The 14,549-nt window shown below is 64.2% G+C and carries 17 protein-coding genes; 13 read left to right on the plus strand and 4 right to left on the minus strand.

Features of this window, described 5'->3' with window-relative positions:
• Positions 1–2 precede the first annotated feature (2 nt).
• Together ACHQ4I_RS09895 and ACHQ4I_RS09900 are read right to left on the minus strand one after the other, a co-directional pair.
• Positions 3–344: a hypothetical protein gene (locus ACHQ4I_RS09895; RefSeq protein WP_420771381.1), complete on the minus strand. Its 342-nt coding sequence runs from the start codon at positions 342–344 to the stop codon at positions 3–5.
• On the minus strand, positions 341–775 hold the full coding sequence (locus tag ACHQ4I_RS09900; protein WP_420771382.1) for a hypothetical protein: 435 nt from the start codon (positions 773–775) through the stop codon (positions 341–343). Before ACHQ4I_RS09900 ends, ACHQ4I_RS09895 begins: the two co-directional genes overlap by 4 nt.
• Before the next feature lie 275 nt (positions 776–1,050).
• On the opposite strand from ACHQ4I_RS09900, the gene ACHQ4I_RS09905 reads away from it, so the two are divergent.
• From ACHQ4I_RS09905 to ACHQ4I_RS09965, 13 genes are all read left to right on the plus strand, one after another.
• Entirely contained in the window at positions 1,051–1,926 is an 876-nt protein-coding gene (locus ACHQ4I_RS09905; RefSeq protein ID WP_420771383.1) for a helix-turn-helix domain-containing protein, read from the plus strand.
• On the plus strand, positions 1,923–2,132 hold the full coding sequence (locus ACHQ4I_RS09910; RefSeq protein ID WP_420771384.1) for a DUF397 domain-containing protein: 210 nt from the start codon (positions 1,923–1,925) through the stop codon (positions 2,130–2,132). The genes ACHQ4I_RS09905 and ACHQ4I_RS09910 overlap by 4 nt, the downstream gene beginning before the upstream one ends.
• A 286-nt stretch (positions 2,133–2,418) precedes the next feature.
• Positions 2,419–3,321, plus strand: a complete 903-nt coding sequence (locus ACHQ4I_RS09915; RefSeq protein ID WP_420771385.1) for a CE1 family esterase — start codon at positions 2,419–2,421, stop codon at positions 3,319–3,321.
• Positions 3,322–3,534: 213 nt separating this feature from the next.
• Positions 3,535–5,394, plus strand: a complete 1,860-nt coding sequence (locus ACHQ4I_RS09920) for a hypothetical protein (RefSeq protein ID WP_420771386.1) — start codon at positions 3,535–3,537, stop codon at positions 5,392–5,394.
• The gene (locus ACHQ4I_RS09925; RefSeq protein WP_420771387.1) at positions 5,333–5,812 is read left to right on the plus strand and encodes a hypothetical protein; all 480 of its coding nucleotides are present in this window, start codon (positions 5,333–5,335) and stop codon (positions 5,810–5,812) included. Before ACHQ4I_RS09920 ends, ACHQ4I_RS09925 begins: the two co-directional genes overlap by 62 nt.
• Before the next feature lie 445 nt (positions 5,813–6,257).
• Positions 6,258–7,199, plus strand: a complete 942-nt coding sequence (locus ACHQ4I_RS09930; protein WP_420771388.1) for a LysR family transcriptional regulator — start codon at positions 6,258–6,260, stop codon at positions 7,197–7,199.
• 30 nt (positions 7,200–7,229) lie between these two features.
• Complete coding sequence (locus ACHQ4I_RS09935; protein ID WP_420771389.1) at positions 7,230–7,526, plus strand: DUF6506 family protein; 297 nt, start codon at positions 7,230–7,232, stop codon at positions 7,524–7,526.
• A gap of 51 nt (positions 7,527–7,577) precedes the next feature.
• Positions 7,578–8,168, plus strand: a complete 591-nt coding sequence (locus ACHQ4I_RS09940; RefSeq protein WP_420771390.1) for a YdcF family protein — start codon at positions 7,578–7,580, stop codon at positions 8,166–8,168.
• Between the two features lie 326 nt (positions 8,169–8,494).
• Positions 8,495–9,463, plus strand: coding sequence for an alpha/beta hydrolase (locus ACHQ4I_RS09945; protein ID WP_420771391.1), 969 nt, complete (start codon positions 8,495–8,497; stop codon positions 9,461–9,463).
• A gap of 126 nt (positions 9,464–9,589) precedes the next feature.
• Positions 9,590–9,880 (plus strand): DUF427 domain-containing protein, encoded by a 291-nt coding sequence (locus ACHQ4I_RS09950; RefSeq protein ID WP_420771392.1) that lies wholly within the window; start codon positions 9,590–9,592, stop codon positions 9,878–9,880.
• A gap of 54 nt (positions 9,881–9,934) precedes the next feature.
• Entirely contained in the window at positions 9,935–10,702 is a 768-nt protein-coding gene (locus ACHQ4I_RS09955; protein WP_420771393.1) for an alpha/beta hydrolase, read from the plus strand.
• A gap of 25 nt (positions 10,703–10,727) precedes the next feature.
• Complete coding sequence (locus tag ACHQ4I_RS09960; RefSeq protein ID WP_420771394.1) at positions 10,728–11,246, plus strand: PspA/IM30 family protein; 519 nt, start codon at positions 10,728–10,730, stop codon at positions 11,244–11,246.
• Between the two features lie 43 nt (positions 11,247–11,289).
• The gene (locus ACHQ4I_RS09965) at positions 11,290–12,318 is read left to right on the plus strand and encodes a hypothetical protein (RefSeq protein WP_420771395.1); all 1,029 of its coding nucleotides are present in this window, start codon (positions 11,290–11,292) and stop codon (positions 12,316–12,318) included.
• A 38-nt stretch (positions 12,319–12,356) separates the two neighbouring features.
• Here ACHQ4I_RS09965 and ACHQ4I_RS09970 read toward each other — a convergent pair whose 3' ends face one another.
• Both ACHQ4I_RS09970 and ACHQ4I_RS09975 read right to left on the minus strand, forming a co-directional pair.
• On the minus strand, positions 12,357–13,130 hold the full coding sequence (locus ACHQ4I_RS09970) for an ESX secretion-associated protein EspG (protein WP_420771396.1): 774 nt from the start codon (positions 13,128–13,130) through the stop codon (positions 12,357–12,359).
• A 14-nt stretch (positions 13,131–13,144) separates the two neighbouring features.
• Positions 13,145–14,401: a hypothetical protein gene (locus ACHQ4I_RS09975; RefSeq protein ID WP_420771397.1), complete on the minus strand. Its 1,257-nt coding sequence runs from the start codon at positions 14,399–14,401 to the stop codon at positions 13,145–13,147.
• Positions 14,402–14,549 lie beyond the last annotated feature (148 nt).

A 14,549-nucleotide genomic window follows, 5' to 3' on the forward strand; every position in this document is an offset into this window, starting at 1 on the left:
AGTTAATTCCTGTGATCAGCAGTACCGTTCGAATCGGGCTCCGGCAGCGCCAGTTCCGACAACCTCTCCAATACCTCCCGCAGGGTTCGTAGCGGCGGGCCGCCGTGCACCGGTGGTTGCGCGTCGAGCGGCGGAAAGGCGATATCGCGGGCCGCGGCTCGCTCGCGCGGCGTCAGCGTCTGCGGCGCGAGATGACCCGCGGCCACCAGCGTGTAGTAGGCCGCCGATTTCCAGACACACAGATCGACCCGGCAGACCCGATGCTGCCGCATCAGCTCATGCGCCAGTCGCACATCGGCATGGCCGCAGACCCGCGGCGGGGTGAGTATCGCGTCCTCGCTCACGCCGCACCCGTCCGCACCGGTGCCGGACCTGCCACGCGCGCCCAAGTTGTTGCGGGACAGACGGTTTCGAGATCGAAGTCCTCACATACGCGCGCGGGCTGGTCGTCAACCTGATCCAGGCCGTAGACCACGATCGCGGCCACATCCAAACCCGCCGCGATGCCGAGCGCGTAGCCGATCGGATCATCGATATCCTGCGGCGGCCGGATGGTGTACACGTAGTTATAGCCGAGTGCGCGGGCGTGCCGCTGCACGGCGATCGCATGCCGAGGCGCTTGCAGTCCCGACACATCACCGCGCACCAATCCGATTGCCTTCGGCCGCTCCCGTTCGACATCGGCCCCGTCCGCTTCGGCCCGTGCGATCCGAATCGCGGTCGTCTTCGAATCGGGCGGCACCATGTTGTGCTCAATTGTCGTCGGACCGGACACAGGGATACCTCCGAAAGATATTGTGACGGTAGTGATTTTGGAACGTCAGACGGTCGGGCGCGGCATCGCGAATTCGTCACCGCGCGGGGTGGTCGAGCGGCGGCGAATGGGCGACCCGACCGTCTGGCGCATAGTCAGTAAATCACCGAACAGGTACCGTGGGAGCACTCCAATTCGATTCGGCCCGAATCGAATTCGCTCCAAACAGGCTGACTATTCCATCTAGCTTGACATGACCGTGAGTAACGCTAACGAAAAGGGCGGGTGGCATTACTTTGACAACCGAATCGAACAACACGACTCTGCCGCGTCGCGTGCTCGGGCGACGCCTGCGCGAGCTGCGTGAGGAGCGCAACCTGAGTCGAGCACGCGCGGCACAACAGTGCGAGATAGGCTCGCAAACACTGTGGCGCTTGGAATCTGGGCGCAGCAGCGAAGTCAAGAAGATGATGATCAATGCACTGTGCGACGTCTATCGAGCCAGTGACGCCGACCGGCGGGTGCTGTTATGGCTCGCCCAGGAGTCCCGGAAAGATGGCTGGTGGCAGTGTTACGTCGACGCCATACACCCGGATCGCGCAATGTTCGTCGGGCTCGAGCAATCCGCCAGCCGAATCATATCGTCGCAGTCAACTTTGGTGCCCGGTCTGCTGCAGACGTCGGATTACCGGCGCGCCATATGGGAGGCGGAGGGGCGGCCTGTCGATATCGAGCGCGACGTCGATATGGTCACGAAGCGTCAGGAACGCCTTCATGATTCAGCGAATTTCGCACTAGAAGTGCTGCTGAGCGAGTCGGTGTTGCGACATCGCATCGGGGGCAGCGCGGTCATGGCAGGTCAGCTGAGCCAACTTATCGAGATCGGCAAGCTGCCGAACGTAACGATTCGGGTCGTCCAGTTCAATGCACCCAATCACTTGGGACTGTTCGCAAAGGATTTCGTGTACCTAGAGTTCCCCAACCACGCAAATCCTGCCCTCACGGAGCCACCCGTTGTCTACGTGGAGGGCTTCACCGGCATGCTGTACCTGGACAAACCCGGCGAGGCAGCGCGATATCGAGCAGCGTGCTCCGCTATCCAGCGCGTAGCGTTGAACGAACCCGATACTCGGCAACTTGTCGAGGCGATCTCGAAGGAGTATTCAGAGTGAATATCGACCTGTCCGAAGCTAAGTGGTTCAAGAGCAGCCGGAGCACGACCGGCTCGGATTGCGTCGAGGTTGCCCACCTCGATGGGGGCATGGTTGGAGTGCGTGACTCCAAGAACCCGACCGGCCCAGCGTTGACCTTCACACCGACCGAATGGAACGCCTTCACCACTGGCATCCAAGACGGCGACTTCAATCGGCCCCACTAACAACCAACCTCTGATGTAGGTCTCGAAACTCCTGGCGGTATCTCAGAATTCTTGGCGGTGACGTGGCGGATCCCCCATGATTCTGAGATACCGCTCTCGACGTAAAGTAGCGCCACCCGGTCTGCCATTCCGCAGCCGGCGGCACGATGTTTCGCCAGGCCGGGTATGGGCGCGCCGCCGAGCTGATCGATTTCCTCAACCACTCATGAGACATCACGGCTAGGCTCGTTGGTGGAAATCCCACAGCACGACGGTATTTCGGTGCGTGGAGTGGCGGAGGGGAACTATGGCGGCATCTGACGGCGTGATCCGGGGCGATATGCGGATAGGGGGTCGGCGCCGAACCTTCGCGCTGCGCCTTCCGAGCCGCGCCACCAGCGCGGGGGAGATTCCATTAGTGCTCGCATTGCACGGTCGCGGCGGCACCGGGCAGATGATGCGGCAGATGACCGGCTTCGACACCAAGGCCGATCAATGGGACATCGCCGTTGCCTATCCGGACGGATATCGCCGCAATTGGGCCGACAGTCGAAACGGCGACGACGTGGGAACCGACGCCGAAGCGGACGTCGATTTCCTGCGTGCCGTGATCGACTGGTCGGCGCAGCGCCACGGAACACTGCCGGATCGGACGATCGTGGTCGGTATGTCGGCTGGCGGGTTCATGGGACACCGCATGGCCGTGCAGGCGAGTGAGCACGTGGCGGTGCTCGCGACGATCGCCGGTGCCATGCCGGGCGGAGTCCGTGAGCTGAAGCCCGATCACGCCGTGTCGGTGCTGCTGATCAACGGCACCGCCGATCCCATCGTGCCGATCGGCGGTGTCCATCGTTCCCGTCGCGGGCTCGGTGGTCGACATCGGACGTTTCGGCTTCTGCCACAGCAGGACGCGGTGGACTATTGGTGTGCCGTCGATGGGTGTCGCGACAGCGAATCAACCACCCTCCCGGCCCCGCCGGACCGTCCTGGGTTCTTCCCGGTGACTCAGCGCGCGTTCACCGGCGGCACCGCCGGGACCGCGGTGCACGCATGGGCGGTAGACGGTGCGGGCCACACCTGGCCTGGCAGCATCCCACCCAAATTCCACCTCATCCCCATCGGTCCCACGGCGCAGAACATCGACGCCACGGAAGAGATCTGCCGATTTGCGCTCCCCAGACTCACCCCCGCGGTGAAACGCCAACTATGACCCCAGGCCCAGCCAGTGGCTTTTACGAGTGGACGAGTATCACCAACTGGCGGCCGGAAAACATCGCGGAGCACGTCCTGTACTGCCGTTGGGCGGGCGATCTGAGCAGTGAGATCCACTGCGGTGCAGACGTTTCGCTACAATGGTGCACCCGGATGCATGGTCGGGGAGGGGAAATGTCATGGGATTCAGTGTTTTACAAGTTGAGCGCTGATGGCCCCGCCTGGAGGGTCTGCGCTCGTCGTGGACCCGAACGTGTACTACGAGGCGGCCAAGAAGCTCACCACGCTGACCGACGACATCAACACCGCTGTCACACGTGACCTCCTTCCCGGTCTGACCACCAGCTCGAAAATGGGCGGAAACTATCCAGCGGTAACGGGTTGGAACACCGCCTACCACAAGCACGCCGGTGAGGTGCGGACAGCGGTCCTGGCCTACGCCGCCGCACTGCGGCACTTCGGCGACGTCGTCAACATCGCCGGTTACAACTGGGACGCCGCCGAATACAACGCAAACACCAGTACGGACAAGGGTGCGCCGCCGCCGCATCCCGTACCTAGCGCAACGAATCCCTTGGCCGCCAACGGATTCCCCGAAATCCCCGATCCGAACGGCGACAACGGTGCCGGCGTGGTGATCACTCCGAACGGCCAGAGCCCAAGTTCGTGGACAGGAGCGCCGAACGGCCGCGCCGACGCACTCGCCACCGCTGCCACCGCCTGGGACACGTTCGCTTACAGCCACGAGTTGGTGACATCGCCGACGACACTGAAAGCGGTGCACGATACCTTCAGCGCGGTGCAGGCACCCGAGGTCCCCGACATTCTGGAGGCGTTGGACGCGCTCCGCGGCGGAGCGGAGCAGATCGGCACTGTCGCAAAGACTCTCGCTTCCGAGACTCAGTCACTCCACGACAACCTCATCGACGCGAGAAAGGAGTTGTCCGCAGCGGCCGCAGGGGCGTTCCCAAGCCATCCGGGTGCCCAGGTAACGACAACGACCGACAACACCTCGGTCCGGGTTTCGGTAGACACGACCCTCAGCGCGGTCGACGTCTACAACGCCGAGAACATCTTCAACACGACGGCTCAGAACACCACGCTGTTCACCGTTCTCTCGACGATCGACTACGCGTCCCACGACTTCGTAGCCCCGAATGCGCTGAGCAACCTACCGAAGCTGAAGGCTCTGAAAGAGCTACCGCTTATCGTCGAATCCGGAAATCAGGACGATAACCGGACTCTCGTCGGCGAATTGGACAGGATCGCCACGTGGGAGACCCCTGCGCCAACCCTGACGGCCGCAGATCTCAGAGCGCTAGACCAATATGGACCGCAGATGAAATCCTGGGCCACACTGGCGGTGAAGTACGGCAACGAGGCCGGAGTCGATCCACGTATGGCGCTCGCCATGGTGCTGCAGGAGGGTGCGCCCCTTCGCACCGGCCTCGAGGGAAACCTCTACTCGGCCCTACAGGATCCGTCGACCTATCACCCCAATCCAAACGGTCCCGAAGCCGGAATATTGTGGGACAAGGCACGTCTCGATGCTTCCGGGCTCGGTATCGACAAGCATGACGCAGGGAACTCAATCGGCCTGACTAACCAGAAGAAAGGCCCGTTCGACGAGGTCAAAGCGAAGTATCCGGACCAGTTCAAGGGACAGGAATGGTCCGATTTGGTCGGGAACGACGATCTGGCAATCAAGGCGGCTGCCTACAATCTGAAGATGCTCAACGATGACGCGGCGTCCCAGGCCACGGCCGCGGTGAAGGCGAGTCAGCCGCTGGATCAGTTCCTCGGCTCCGGCTACAACGCCGGTGGAATGGTGGACCGTTCCCTGGGTGTTGCGGCTAGAGGAGACACATTTCAGCCGAGCGAGGTGGAGCATGGTCAAAGCACACTGAGTATAACCTCGCGAACCAGATCCTGTGTGGCAGTGGGGCATACCGATGAGAATTTTTGCGCGCGGCAGAAGTCGCTGGTATCGGCGGAGCCAATTTGCCCTCGTGGTGGTGATCGTCGGAGGTCTGCTGGCCTTTGGTTATCATCGATTCGAGGTCTGGCGTGACCGCCCGAGTGAAGCCAGACGTATTGCCGAAGCCGCGACCGTTGCAGGGTTTGTTCGCACGGCGGTTGTCGACGCGTCCGACGGTGACAATCCGCCCTATGCCAACGCCTACTTCATCCGTCCTGCACCGAAGCCGGATCCATTAGAGGTCGTGGTGCCGACTATCCAGCTGAGTGCGGTCGCCCCACTGCCTGCCCCCGAGCCGTGGGAGAAGCCGAGAATTTACGATGTTGTCGCGAAAGGCAAACGCCCGGATGGATGCGAAGCATCGGTGACAGTCGTTTCGGATCCTAAACCGACCGTCCGTGATATCAGGGGTGAGCATTCGATCTCTATTCTCACACCAGAGCAGCTCGATGAGGTGCGCAAAGGAACCAAGGTTTTCATCCAACTGACAGTTGTCAACTGCGGATGGTGACGGAGTCCCTGTGCTGCTGGATGTCGCGATCGACCGCTGACGTGAATCCAACGCCTGACGCGCGGTAGCCCGAGTTCATCTTCCAGGACGACAACTCGATCCTGATCTACAGCGCGGTACCGCGATATCGGTGTCGGCGGCCGAGGCGTGTAAGCGCGGACATTCACGCAACTGAGACTGATCCAGGGTGTTACTGGACTCGACATCAGATATCGCGAATTCCCCGATCGCGCAATCGGTCCGGCAGGCTGCCGCTGCGTATCCGATGTGTCGATGAGGGCGGCGGTGGGACGAGTAGCACTGCGGCAAGTATCTGCCGAGGTGTCGGTACGACGCTGGCGATCGGGTGGATCAGATCTCGTTGGTTCGCTCGACCGGAGGGCTCGATCCGGCGACGCGTTATGGGTGAATGACCGAGGCGGGCGGGTGGGGCTAACGTCGGGGAATGGAGTTGCGTCAGTTGCGGTACTTCTTGGCGGTCGCCGAGGAGCGGAATCTGACGCGCGCCGCGCAGGCGCTGGGGATCCGGCCGACCTCGTTGAGTCAGCAGATCATCGCCCTGGAGCGGCATCTCGATACGCGGCTGTTCGTGCGGACCTCGGCGGGGATGACGCCGACCCCGGCCGGTGAACGGCTGTTCGATCGGGCGCGCGCGGTCGTCGCGGAGGCTCGGCGGGCGGAGGAGTCGGTGCGTGGCGGGCGGCCGCTGCGCCTGGCAGTGACGCCTGGGGTATCGCCGGAGGTCGTGGCGATGCTGTGGCGGGCGGCCGGGCCGCACGCGCCCGATATCGCTGATATGCAGACGGCGGAGCAGGTGCAGGGGCTTCGCGGCGGCGTGCTGGATGCGGGGTTGCTGTTGTTGCCGATCGACTCGCCGGACCTGGATTACGTAACGGTCGCGGATGCCGAACTCGGCGTGGTGGCGGCCGTCGATCATCGTCTGGCCGGACAGGATTCGGTGCGATGGCCGGATCTGGAAGGCAGTGCGCTGCTGTGGTTCGCGCGCGCGTCGGCGCCGGGCTATCACGACGCGGTTCGCGACGCGTGGACCCGCGCAGGCTGGCGTCCGGCGGCGGTGCGGGAAGGCGCGCCCCGGCGGGTGCTGTTCGAGGCCGAACTACGGCACGGCGGTGATGTGATCGGGCTGCGGCCCGCCTGGGATGTGCCCAGCGGGCAGGGGCTGGTTTGGTTGCCGTTCGCGGAGAGTGCGCCGCGAATCCGGCACGCACTGGCCTGGAACGCCGGTGATTTTCGGGCCGCACGATTCCGAGAATGGGCCGCTGACCTGGCGTGTGCGCCTGCGCCGCACATGCGTCCGGAGTTGCCTCGTGGACAGCGTGCCGCCGCGTCCGCTGTGCTGGATACCGGACGGGCCGCGTCGAGATGAGGCGCCGCCGCACAGGACAGGAGACCGCACATGGCACTTACCGCATGGGGCTTCGTATACACCGCGCCCGGCAGTGATCCGAGCCGCGAGACCGTCGTGGAAACAGCAAGCTGCCGAACGGTTTTCGTGGGCGTGGACCAACCGGAGCAGGCGCCCGATGTGGCCCGCCGGTTGGTGGCATCCGGTGTGCAGTTGATCGAACTGTGCGGCGGTTTCGGCCCACTTTGGACGGCCCGGGTGATCGAGGCGATCGGCGGAGCTGTTCCGGTGGGTGCGGTGGCCTACGGTGCCGAAGCCGTCGACCAGGTGCACGCGATCTTCGCCTAGCGTGGCTCGCACCTGCACTGTTCGGCACCGGAAGTGCCCTAGAGTCGGCGCATGAGACGAAGGACAGCATTCGCGGTAGCCGGGGCAACTGCTCTGGTCTGGGGAGAATGGTTGAACTGGCGCTGGTCTCGCGCTCTCGTGGGAAACGGTGGGGGCGTTTCCGAGGCTGTGCTCGTGCTGGGATTCCGGAACCCGCAAGCGACGGTGAACGTCATCAACCGCTGGCGAGTCCGTGCTGGCCTTCGCTCCATCGCTTCCGACGACAATCGCGTGATTTTCAGCGGCGGTGCGACCAGCGACGGCGCGACGGAGGCTCAGTTGATGGCCGACTACGCGAAGTCGGTGCTCGAGTTCCACGGAACCGTGCTTCTAGAGGACAAAAGTATGAGCACCTGGGAGAACATCTCGAACGTGATCCCAATGCTCGAGGATGTCGACCGCATCAAGATTGCCTCCCAACCAGCTCACGCGCTCAAGGCCCGTGCGTACTTGCGACGGCAGCGTCCCGATCTTGCCGAGAGGCTCGTCCTCGCGGATGACTACCGTCCCGGCGAGTGGTTGATTTTCAAACCGCTGCTGGCCCTGTATGGATTGTGGATGCTCCGCAGTCTCGAAGCCGACGAGCGGAAGGGCACCCTCTAGACATACGGTTCAGCAGCCCCGGTCCGAAACCCGAACCGGGGCTCCCTCGTTGGCGCGCGTCGCGGCGATGGGCGAATCCAATTGAATCGCAGCCTGTTTGCGTTGCCGACGGGTTGCGGAATACGACAATGCCCGAATGGGTACCCCATTCATCTCGCAATCTGAAACCCAACTCCTTCACCGACGGTGGGAATCCAACGGCGCCAGTTCCATGGCATCGTCGACGCGAAATGTCACGGCCTCCAACGGGGGCCAACCGTCGATGAGGGTTTGCGAGCATGGATTTGCGCATATCGATATTGCGAGGACGCCGGAGGTACCGACGGATGACATCTGTCGCCGCGGCCGTGGTGGTCGCGGTCGCGCCGCTGTTCGTCGTCGCTCCGCAGGCGAGCGCGAACGCGGACGCCGTCGTCGAGCGAATCGAGCGCAGTTCCGCACAGCAATGGCAGATGTACGTTCGCTCCCCCGCGATGCAACGGACCATCCACCTCGACGTGCTGGTGCCCGCGAACCAGTCCGCGCCCCGGCCGACGTTGCTGTTGCTGGACGGAAACGGGGCGTCGGAATCCCAGTCGGCGAGCACCTGGACGCTGCGCGGCGGCGCCAAGGAGTTCTTCGCCGACAAGCCGGTCAATGTGGTGATGCCGGTCGGCGGCGGCGGAACCTACTACACCGACTGGTTGCACGATGATCCCAAAATCGGACACCAGAAGTGGGAAACCTTCCTCACCTCGGAGCTGCCGCCGCTGATCGACCGTGAGTTGAAGGGCAACGGGGTCTACGCCATCGGCGGACTCTCGATGGGCGCGGGAGCCGCGGCCATTCTGGCGGTGCGGCATCCGGATATGTTCCGAGCCCTGGCGGCCTTCAGCGGTTGCTACTCCACCGACGGCGTCGGGCAGCTCTCGGTGCGCCCGGTGGTCGAATCAAAGGGCGGGAACCCGGACAATATGTGGGGCACCGCGGGCAACCCGGAGTGGGCGGCGCACGATCCGAGCAAACACCTCGACGCACTGCGCGGCAAACCGGTCCACCTCTACGTGGGCACCGGCGTGCCCGGCCCCGACGACGCCCCGTTCGACGATCGATGGTCGTGGCCCAATGACCCGCTCCGGGCGAACGAGATCGAACAGGTCTCGCATGACTGCACCCTCGCCCTCTCCCCCGCCATGAAACTCTTCGGCGCCGACGTTTCCCTCGACTACGCCGCCATCGGCGTCCACTCTTGGCCGTACTGGAAGGCCGCACTGCCCAAATCCTGGCCGACCCTCAAATCAGGACTCGGCGTATAAGAGCACATCCAAGAGCCTAGAACTGCGAGGCACCGAGTGACAGGGAATACGGCGGGTGTGGGTTGGGTTACACACGTATGCCGTGGTTTGTGTGCGGCGGAATCCAATGCGACGGTGGGAGATTCGATGAGCATGCGAGCAGTGTGGAACGGCATTGTCCTGGCCGAGAGCGATGACACCGTGGTGGTCGAGGGCAACCACTACTTTCCGGCGGAGTCGCTGAATACCGACTACTTCCGCGACAGCGATACCCATACCGTCTGCGGCTGGAAGGGGCTCGCGTCCTACTACACGGTGGAGGTCGAGGGCGCGAAGAATCCGGATGCCGCGTGGTACTACCCCGATCCGAAGCCGGAGGCCGAGCAGGTGCGCGATCGCGTCGCCTTCTGGAAGGGCGTCGACGTCGTCGAGGCCTGACGCGTCCGGGGAGTCGGCGCGCGGCGCTGGCGGGCACCGAGTAAGAACGATGGCATGCGACACCCCGCCAGCCCGATCCTCAACGCGCTGACCTTCATGCCCGGTCGGCAGATCGCGCAGACGCCGGCGATCCTCGATTTGGACTACACCGAGCTGTCCATCCCGACAACCGACGGCGAGACGCTGCACGGCTGGTGGGTACCCGCCGAACGCTCGTTCGGGCACGTCCTGTTCGCACACGGCAATGCGGGCAATATCGGCGACCGGGTGCCGCTCTACGCGATACTCACTCAAATCGGTTTGGACGTACTGACTTTCGACTATCGCGGCTTCGGCCGCAGCACCGGGCGGCCCACCGAGCACGGCACGTATCTCGACGCCCACGCGGCCAGGCAGGCGCTGCTCGAACAGCCGGGAGTCGACCCGGAACGGGTGCTCTACCTGGGGAAATCGCTCGGCGGCGGGGTACTGCTGGAGCTGGCCATTGAACATCCGCCCGCCGGACTGGTGCTGATGTCCACCTTCACCGGCCTGCGCGACGCGGCCCGATCGGTGTATCCGTTCCTGCCCGGCCCGCTCGTCCCCGATGCCTACCCGAGCCTGCGCCGCATCCGCAAACTGCGCGCCCCCGTCCTGATCATGCACGGCGACCACGACGAACTATTGCCGATTCGCCATGCCGAGCGCCTGTACGAGGCCGCGCCCGAACCGAAACAGCTGGTGATCTTCCCCGGCGCAGGTCACAACGACCTGATCATGTCGCTGGAAGTGTCCTGGATCGATCTGATCCGCACCTGGACCGGCGATCTGCTCACGACCTGATCGCAGTCGTGCGTAGCCTGGCGATATGAGTGATTTGGGTGAGATCACCGCACGGCTCGCGGCGCTGTCCGATGACGAACTCCTGGCGGTGCTCGGCACGGCCACCGCCGGACGGCCACAACTCGCCTGGGTGCACACCGCGGTCGTCGAGGCCGCTGGCCTTGGTCATGCGAGCTCCGCCGGGACTGTGAGTCCCGCCACTCCAGCGCCGCAAGCGCATGACCCGGAATCCGATGCCGCCACATCCGGCCAGGTCGGAGGCGTTTTTCCGGTACCGGCGGTACCGGTACCGCCGGCCGGTATTCCGTCCGGACCCGAGCTGGGCGGATATTCCTCCGGCGGAGTCCCTACTTTCGAGTCAGTTCGCGATAAGGTCGAGCAGCGCTTCGGCACCGCGCAGGGGATGGGCGAACTCGACCGGCAGACCCCGGCGGGCCGCAGCGCCGACGAACAATGGGAGGCGCGCGAGAAGGCCGCGCGTGAGCGTCTGGCACAGATACGGAAATCGTTGCGCGGCAACGACGTCGAGTCGAACGATCCGTAATCTGGCCGAGCGCGACGGATTACGAATGTGATGGTGGTATTCGATGAGCGAGCCGCGTGAGATCGCCGAACGGCTACTCGATGCCCAGGTGGAATTCCTGCTGGCCGAGGTGAGCGGCGACCGCTTCGCCGAGGTCGTCGCTCGTGACGTGGAATCGGTGATCGGGGTGGCCGACACCCTCATCTTCCGCGACATCGTGGCGATCGACCAGGCCAAGGAGACGGTCCGCACCGTCATCGACCTGATCGGCGGCAGCCCGGTCATCGCGGATATGGTCGGCGTATTCGCCGATTCGATCTACGACAATATCGCCGCGAACAATGACTACACCCTCGGCCAGGTGGTCGACCGCGAACCGGTCGAGGCGCTGCTCGAGAAGATCTTCGGCATGCATCAGGCGCAGGAGCGCATCCTGGAGCGGCTCACCGAGAGCCCGCTGGTCGCCACCGTCGCCTCGAAGTTCGTGGACAAGCTCATCTCCGATTTCATGGAGGCGAACAAGCAGATCGCGGGCAAGATTCCGGGCGTCTCCTCACTGATCTCCATGGGACAGTCGGCGGCCAAGACGGCCAAGAAGGCCACCGAGAGCACCTTCATCGGCGATATGGCGGGCAAGGGCGCGGTCTTCGCGCTCAAGCGCACCAATAACGCCATTCGGGAGATGTTGCGCGACGCTCCGGTACACGATGCCGCGATGGAGTTCTGGGATCTGCACGCCGATGAGCCGGTGAGCGGTCTGCGGGACTACCTGACCCAGAAAGATCTGAACGAACTGGCGCTGCTCTGCTATGAGATCGCCGTAACCACCAGGGAGAAGGAGTACTTCGGGCTGCTCGTCGACGAGTGCGTGGATGTCTTCTTCACCAAGTACGGCGATTACACGCTGGCCGCGATGCTGCCGGAACTCGGGCTGTCCGGCGACGATATCGCCAAGGAGATCCTGCGCTACGGTCCCGCGGTGATCGAGGGCGCGAAGCGAAATGGCGTGCTGGGCAAGTTGATTCGCGAGCGGCTGGAGCCGTTCTACACCTCGGACGTGGTGCTCGGGATTCTGGGCGAGGTCAAGGCCTGAGCCCGGTGTTCCCCGCGTCCGGTGGGCGCGGGGAACCCTCAGGGGGCCAGGTGATCGCCGTTGCGAACCTCTTCGACAGTGCGGGCGATCATTTCACGCAGTGTGGTCGTGATGCGCTGGCGATCGGTCGGCTTCACGATCACGCTACGACTGCCGAAACTGACGTAGCGACCGTCATTTTCGAAATCGGTGATCTGAAAATCCTTGCGGCCCTTGGTATGCCGATTGTCAACACTGCCGAAGGGGTACACCCCGAAGTGCACGGTGGCGGTCGTCGGCCGACGGAAGAACTTCTCGAACTCCTCGCGCACCGTCGGACGCCACGCATCGCGCACCACCGGCGGCGGCTTCTCCAGCTCCTCGATCGGGATCTGCATCGGTTTGCCTTGTCCCGCAGGGCATTCCGGCAATACATCGACCACTGCGGGGACCAGATCATCGGCCGATAGGAACAGCAGGTCCACCGCCCCGCCGTGCTCGTGATCGAGTCCGGGCTGCTGGATCGCCAGCGCGGCGTGCTGGAAATGCACGCCGCCGTGCGCGCGGATCTTCCGCTCGTTGCGCGGGCCGTGGAATCCGGCCACCTCCACCCGCGCCTCCGGTGCCAGCAGCACCTCGACGGCCCGCACCAGATCCTCGTCCAGTTGCGGCATCACCACCTCGGCCGCGGCCCGGCGCAGCCGATCCGAATCCTCCTGGAAGACCTCGGTGGAACGATGTCGCAGCGGATACGGGAGCACATCCCGTCCGGTCGACTCCCAGAGCACTCGGAATTCGAGCGCGGTGAAACGCCACCGCCGCGCGGTTGTCATGCGGTTTTCCTGTCTCAATCGCCAATGACCGGCGGGACCGTCTTCGGCGCATTGGCGAGCCCAGTGAGCTCTTCGCCGTTCTGCTGGTTGATCAAGTAATCGGGGACGCCCTTGGTGGACTCGTTCTCGTCCTTGCCGCCGCGACTGCCGGGTGAGCCCATGCCGGACATACCGCTGCGGCCCGTGGTCGCGGCGGTGGTCGCGGCCGCCGTGGTGGCGGCGGCGGTGCCGGTGGGTGTGCCGGTGACGGTTCGGCCCGGGGACCCGCTGGTCGTACCGGAGGTGCCGCTCGGGCTGCCCGAGCGGGTCGGCGAACCCGTGGTGGTCGTTGACGACGGGTTGGTCGAGGTGGTGTCCGGCTTCGTCGTGGTCGGCTCGGTGCTGGTGGTCGACGAAGGTGTCGTCGAACCATCCGTCGACTGGGTACTCGACGGATTCGTGGACGGGCTCTGTTCGGTGCTCTTGGGCTCCTGCTTTTCCGTCGGCTGCGTGCCCGGGGTGGTACCGGGGCCACCGCCGGTGCTGGTCCCCGGCCCGCCGGTGGGAGTTCCGCCCGGCTTCGCGGTGGGATTATCGGGTTTGGGGATCACCGGGACATTGGTGTCGGTCTCCTCGATGACCGGCGCGTAGACGGTACGCAGCACCCGCACCGCCTCGGCATGTGCGGTGCTCTCGGCCTCATCGTTATCGCGCCAGCCACGACCCGCGATCCAGTGCCTGGCATTCTCGACATTCGAGCGCAGGTCGGGAGCGTGCGGCACCAGGGCCTTGGTCGGCTCCAGACCGGTCTTCAGTTCGGCGACCTTGCTGCCGGTCAGTTTGGCGGCATTGGCGAGTTGCACCGCCTGGGTGCTGTAATCCCCGACGGCCTTGGCGACGGCATTGCGCGAGGCGCCCTTCCAGATGCCTTCATCGGTAGCGCGTTCCATCACCTTGGTAAAGGTATTCAACGAGGTCTCGGCACGTTTGCCGATCTCATTCCATGCGGTCGCGAGGTTGTCGACCGCAGTGATATCGATCTTGTCGACCTTCTCGCGCAGCTGCGCGGTCGTCGGCGAATCGAAGTCGTCACGGCTTTTCACCGACCGCGGTCGGTAATCGCCGTGGAAGCCAATGCCATTGGCGGCGCTGCGGACACCATCGCGTTGCTGGTTGTATTTACTCTGCACGGCGGCCGGATCGACACCCGGCTGACGTTCCTCGCCCGCGATCCAGTCGGTGAGACTTTCCAGCATCGCGGAGCCGAGATCGCCTGCGCTCCAGTTGAACATGCCGAATCCCATGGATCAACCGCCCATCGATCGCAGCATCAACGTCACTCGGTGCGCCATCCCCACCCTCTCGACCCGTCCGGAGGTCCTTACCGTATCAAACGGTATCCCAATTGCCGGACGTCCAACTGTTCTCAGCGCTGGCGCT

Origin of the sequence: Nocardia nepalensis (assembly GCF_048910785.1) — a bacterium.
In the GTDB taxonomy this organism is placed as follows: domain Bacteria; phylum Actinomycetota; class Actinomycetes; order Mycobacteriales; family Mycobacteriaceae; genus Nocardia; species Nocardia nepalensis.